The organism is uncultured Campylobacter sp. (genome assembly GCF_938018035.1).
Taxonomy (GTDB): Bacteria; Campylobacterota; Campylobacteria; order Campylobacterales; family Campylobacteraceae; genus Campylobacter_B.
The window spans coordinates 1-2,479 of sequence record NZ_CALIJF010000251.1 but is presented as its reverse complement, the minus strand read 5'-3'; the positions used below and the strand labels follow the sequence as shown (position 1 = coordinate 2,479).

Sequence of the window (2,479 nt, the reverse complement as noted above, 5' to 3'; positions counted from 1 at the left end):
CGTTACAAGAAATTTTGCCGCAAGCACGGCGAGAGCTTGCGATGCGAATAAAATTTCACGCTATCTCAAGCGAGCATAAAATTTTACCGCGAGTGTCTGAGAAATTCGGCTGCAAGCAAGTTTAAAAAAAATTGCCGCGATTGTGTAAAAATTTGCTGCGCGCCGATGAAATTTTAGGCGGGAGAAATTTCACGCGAGCGAAATGCGCCGCTATTTTTTATAAAAGAAATGATATAATCCGATCATAGCATTAAATATTTTAAAATTCCGCCGAAGCGCAGGGCTAAAGCGGCCAAATTTAAAGCGGCGCTTTAAATTTAAACGAGCGCCAGCTTCAGCACCTCTTCGATCCGATCTACCGGCGTTATTTTCAGATCGTTTTTGACCTCGTCCGGGATCTCCACCAGGTCGCGCTCGTAGTTTTTGCGCGGGATCAAAACCTCGGCGATTTTGGCTTTGTGCGCGGCGATGAGCTTCTCCTTAAGCCCGCCGATCGGCAGCACCTTGCCGCTTAGCGTGATCTCGCCCGTCATCGCTAGATCTGCGCGCACCTCGCGCTCGGTTAAAATCGACGCGATCGCCGTGCTCATCGTGATGCCCGCGCTCGGTCCGTCCTTGGGCGTCGCGCCCTCGGGCACGTGGATGTGAAGGTCGAATTTATTATAAATCTGCTCCGAGCTTTCGGAATTCTCCTCCGCGCCTGAATTTTGTGCCGCCGCAGGGCTTTTAGACGCGCCGCCATTTGCGCGCAATGCGGAGTTTTTGCTGGCGCGTGAGGCTTTTTCTGTGCCCCCTTTCGCGTCTTGAGCCGCTTTGAGCTTGCCCTCGTCGATCAGCACCTTTACGATGCTAAAGGCGATCTGCGCGGATTCTTTCATCACGTCGCCGAGCTGGCCCGTGATCGTCATCGCGCCCTTGCCTTTGATCTTGACCGCTTCGATCTTGAGCACGTCGCCGCCTACCGCAGTCCACGCAAGCCCGTTTACGATGCCGATTTGATCGCGCTTTTCAACCTCGTCGATCTCGAAAACCTTTTTATTTAGAAATTCGCTTAAATTTTTCGTCGTAACGACGATTTTTTTAAACTCTTTGTCTTTTAAAATTTTAACCGCGACCTTGCGGAAGATCGCTGCGATCTGGCGACGCAGGTTTCGCACGCCGCTTTCGCGCGTGTATTCTTCGATGATCTCGGCAAGGGCTGCCGGGTTGATCGCTACGTCGGCGGATTTTAAGCCGTGGCGTTGTAGCTCTTGGGGGATCAGATAGTCCTTGGCGATCTGAAATTTCTCCTGCGGCGTGTATGAGCTAAGCTCGATAAACTCCATTCTGTCGCGCAGCGGCGCAGGTATGAGAGATACGTCGTTTGCCGTGGCGATAAAGATGATCTTGCTAAGATCGATGTTGAAATTTAGATAGTAATCCCTAAAACTCGAGTTTTGCTCCGGGTCTAAAATTTCAAGCAGAACCGCCGTCGGATCGCCCTTGTATGAGCTTGAAATTTTATCGATCTCATCAAGCACGATGACGGGGTTCATCTGATTTGCCTCGATGAGCCCTTGCACGATGCGGCCCGGCATCGCGCCGATGTAGGTGCGGCGATGTCCGCGTAGCTCGTTTACGTCCTCGAGCCCGCCTAAAGCGACGCGGATAAGTTTGCGCTTAAGCGCGGTCGCGATGGAGTTCGCAAGGCTCGTCTTGCCTACGCCGGGAGGGCCATAAAAGCACAGGATCGCGCCGCCGTTTTTGCGGTCCTCTTTGCTCTTCTTGCCGCTTGTGCCGCGAAGCTCCAAAAGCTGCTTTAGCGCGAAATACTCCTCGATGCGCGCCTTGGGCTTTTTTAGGGAGTGGTGGTCTTTGTTTAGCTGCGCGGTGACGCCCTCGATAGACATCTTGTGTTTAGCGGTCTTTTCAAAAGGCACCTCCAAAACCCAGTCCAGATAGCTCTGCACTAGTCCCGCATCGGCGCTGTCCGGATGGAGGCGGGCAAATTTATCGATCTGCTTTTTGATCTCTTTGTAGGCATCCTCGCCCAAATAGGGCTTTTTGGCTTCCAGCTTTTTGCGGTATTCCTCGATCTCGACATCGCGATCGGCATCGCCTCCGAGCTCCTTTTGGATCTGCTTGAGCTGCTCTTTTAAAAAATACTCCTTGTTCGTCTTATCGATCTTGGAATGAACCTTGCTTTTGATCTCCTTTTCGAGCCTCTGCGCTTCGATCTCGTCGGAGATGTAGTTGATGAGGTTGAAAAGGCGCTTTTGCAAATTGCTCTCGGTAAAAAATGAGTAGGCTACCTGCTTTTTTAGCCGCAGTGCGCTTAAAATCAGATCGCAGACGCGTGCAGCATCGGTGCCGTCGTCGATGGTTTTCAGTAGATCGTTCGGAAAAAAATGCGTAAGTGTGCTAAGCGTCTTGGTTTTTTCCTTCAGCACGCTTACCAGTGCGTCTAATTTCTGGTCGTTGCCGCGCTCGTCGTGGATGA

At 51.6% G+C, this 2,479-nt stretch carries 1 protein-coding gene; it reads right to left on the bottom strand.

What is annotated here, in order from left to right; all coding sequences use genetic code 11:
- Positions 1 to 317: 317 nt before the first annotated feature.
- Positions 318 to 2,479: endopeptidase La (gene lon, locus Q0257_RS07360; protein WP_298023460.1), on the bottom strand; the 2,162-nt coding region annotated here is incomplete at its 5' end.